Annotated in this window: 3 protein-coding genes; all 3 read right to left on the bottom strand. The window is 75.7% G+C overall.

Features of this window, described 5'->3' with window-relative positions:
• Window positions 1–356: AMP-binding protein (locus AB0M20_RS41320; RefSeq protein ID WP_364306770.1), on the bottom strand; the 356-nt coding region annotated here is incomplete at its 3' end.
• On the bottom strand, window positions 356–1,075 hold the full coding sequence (locus tag AB0M20_RS41315; RefSeq protein WP_364306769.1) for a glycosyltransferase: 720 nt from the start codon (window positions 1,073–1,075) through the stop codon (window positions 356–358). The genes AB0M20_RS41320 and AB0M20_RS41315, both read right to left, overlap by 1 nt.
• Window positions 1,072–1,834 (bottom strand): 3-oxoacyl-[acyl-carrier-protein] synthase III C-terminal domain-containing protein (locus AB0M20_RS41310; RefSeq protein WP_364306768.1); only part of this gene is annotated, 763 nt, incomplete at its 5' end. The genes AB0M20_RS41310 and AB0M20_RS41315, both read right to left, overlap by 4 nt.

Genomic DNA, 1,834 nt, shown 5'->3' with positions numbered 1-1,834 from the left:
GCCAGGTGGGCGCGGCGGGCCAGCGGGCCGGCCCACCCGGCCACCGCCTGCGCCGCCGCGTCCGCCAGCACCAGCCGTGGCCGGGCGAGGGCCAGGCGGGCCAGCAGCACGTCCGGCCCCGCGGTCGGGTCCAGCACGGCGATGCGCAGACCCGTCCGGTACGCGGCCAGCAGCACGCCCAGCGCCCGAGCGCCGGGCCGGACCGCCAGCCCCACCGTGTCCCCGGCCACCAGCCCGCGGGCGTGCAGCGCGGCCGCGTACCCGGAGACCAGCCGGCCCAGGTCGGCGCGTGACGCGCCGCGCAGGGCCGGACGGTCGTCTCCGTCGCGCAGGTCTGCCAGCAGCGATGCGAGCATCAGCGCGGGTCCGCCGTGAGAGGGCCGCTGCCGCGGTCCAGGTACCACTTCGCCGTTGCGACGACGCCGTAGGCGCGCAGGCGGCGGGTCGAGTTCTCGACGACCATCGCGCGGTTGCGGCTGATCGCCCAGGTGGTGCGCCGGACCCGGTTGAGGAAGGTGCGGTCGGTCGGCGACGGGCGCCGGGGCATCCCGCCGCACGCCAGGTAGACCGGGGCGGTGACGGCCATGTTGTTGCCGGCGTGCATCCGGTACGGCGTGAGGTAGCCGGCCGACCAGTGCGCCGGGCGCAGCCACCCGAAGAGGGCGGCCGCGCCGACCAGAACGGCGAAGAACAGCCGCCCCCACGGGCCGTGCTCGTCGTGGCGGGCGGTGATCCGGCCGCACACCATGCCGGCGCCGCCCGCGAGGGACGCTCGCGCCGCGGCGACCCAGCCGGGCCGGGGAAGGCAGTCGGCGTCGGTGCGGGCCAGCAGCGTGGCGCCGTGCGCGATCGCGTATCGGAAACCCGTGTCCACCGCGCAGCCCACGCCCTTCTCCGGCTCGACCACCACCAGCGCACCGGCCGACCGGGCCACCTCGGCGGTGCCGTCGGTCGAGCCGTTGTCCACCACCAGGAGGGTGAAGTCGCGGTCGGTCTGTGCGGCCAGCGCGGCGAGGGTGTCGCCGATCCGGGCGGCCTCCTGGTACGCCGGGACGACCACCCACAGCGCGGTCATGACGCCTCCCAGACCATCGTCATCAGGCTGACCCCGCCGCCCAGCCCGACCAGCAGCACCCGGTCGCCGGGCGACAGCCGGCCCCGGATCTCGGCCAGCTGCACGCCCAGCGTGGCCGACGCGACGTTGCCCAGCGAGTCCACGGTCACCACCAGCTTCTCCGGCGGCACCCCGGTGACCTCGACGAACCGGTGCAGGTAGGGCAGCGTCACCTGGTGCACCAGCACGTACGCGTAGTCGTCGAACCCCATCCCGCACCGGTGGTTCACCCGCTCGAGCAGCCCGGGCCCGATCTTCTCGAAGACGCCGCGCAACCGGTGCCCGTCGCCGGCGAAGTACGTGTGCTCGTCGCCGCGCGGATGCCGCGATCCGCCGCCGAAGATCCCGCCGACCGGCCAGTGCTCGGAGTGCGTCTCGGTGTCCACGTCCAGGATCCCGCCGGACTGGACCGGCTCGACCAGCACCGCCGCCCCGGCGTCGCCGAACGTGTAGCCCGCGAACGCCGACCGGGCCTGGACCATCCCGTCCAGGCGGGGCCGCATCGCCCGGGTCGGCGTCTCGCCGGTGACGACCAGTGCCCGCCGCGCCCGCCCGGCCAGGATCATCGACCGGGCCAGGTCGATGCCGTTGACGAAGCTGTTGCAGGCGTTCGTCACGTCCACGGCGTGTGCCCGCCCGCCGAGCGCGGCCTGCACGACGTGGGCGGTGGCCGGCTCCACCATGTCGCGGGTCGCCGAGGCGAAGAGCAGCAGGTCCAGG

This window comes from Actinoplanes sp. NPDC051633 (assembly GCF_040681735.1).
In the GTDB taxonomy this organism is placed as follows: domain Bacteria; phylum Actinomycetota; class Actinomycetes; order Mycobacteriales; family Micromonosporaceae; genus Actinoplanes.
The sequence above is the reverse complement of the archived record's forward strand: the minus strand, read 5'-3'. Positions and strand labels throughout refer to the sequence as shown.

Excerpts from the sequence above, each read along its gene's own strand:
- AB0M20_RS41315 (WP_364306769.1), bottom strand. The coding sequence starts at position 1,075 with ATGACCGCGCTGTGGGTGGTCGTCCCGGCGTACCAGGAGGCCGCCCGG.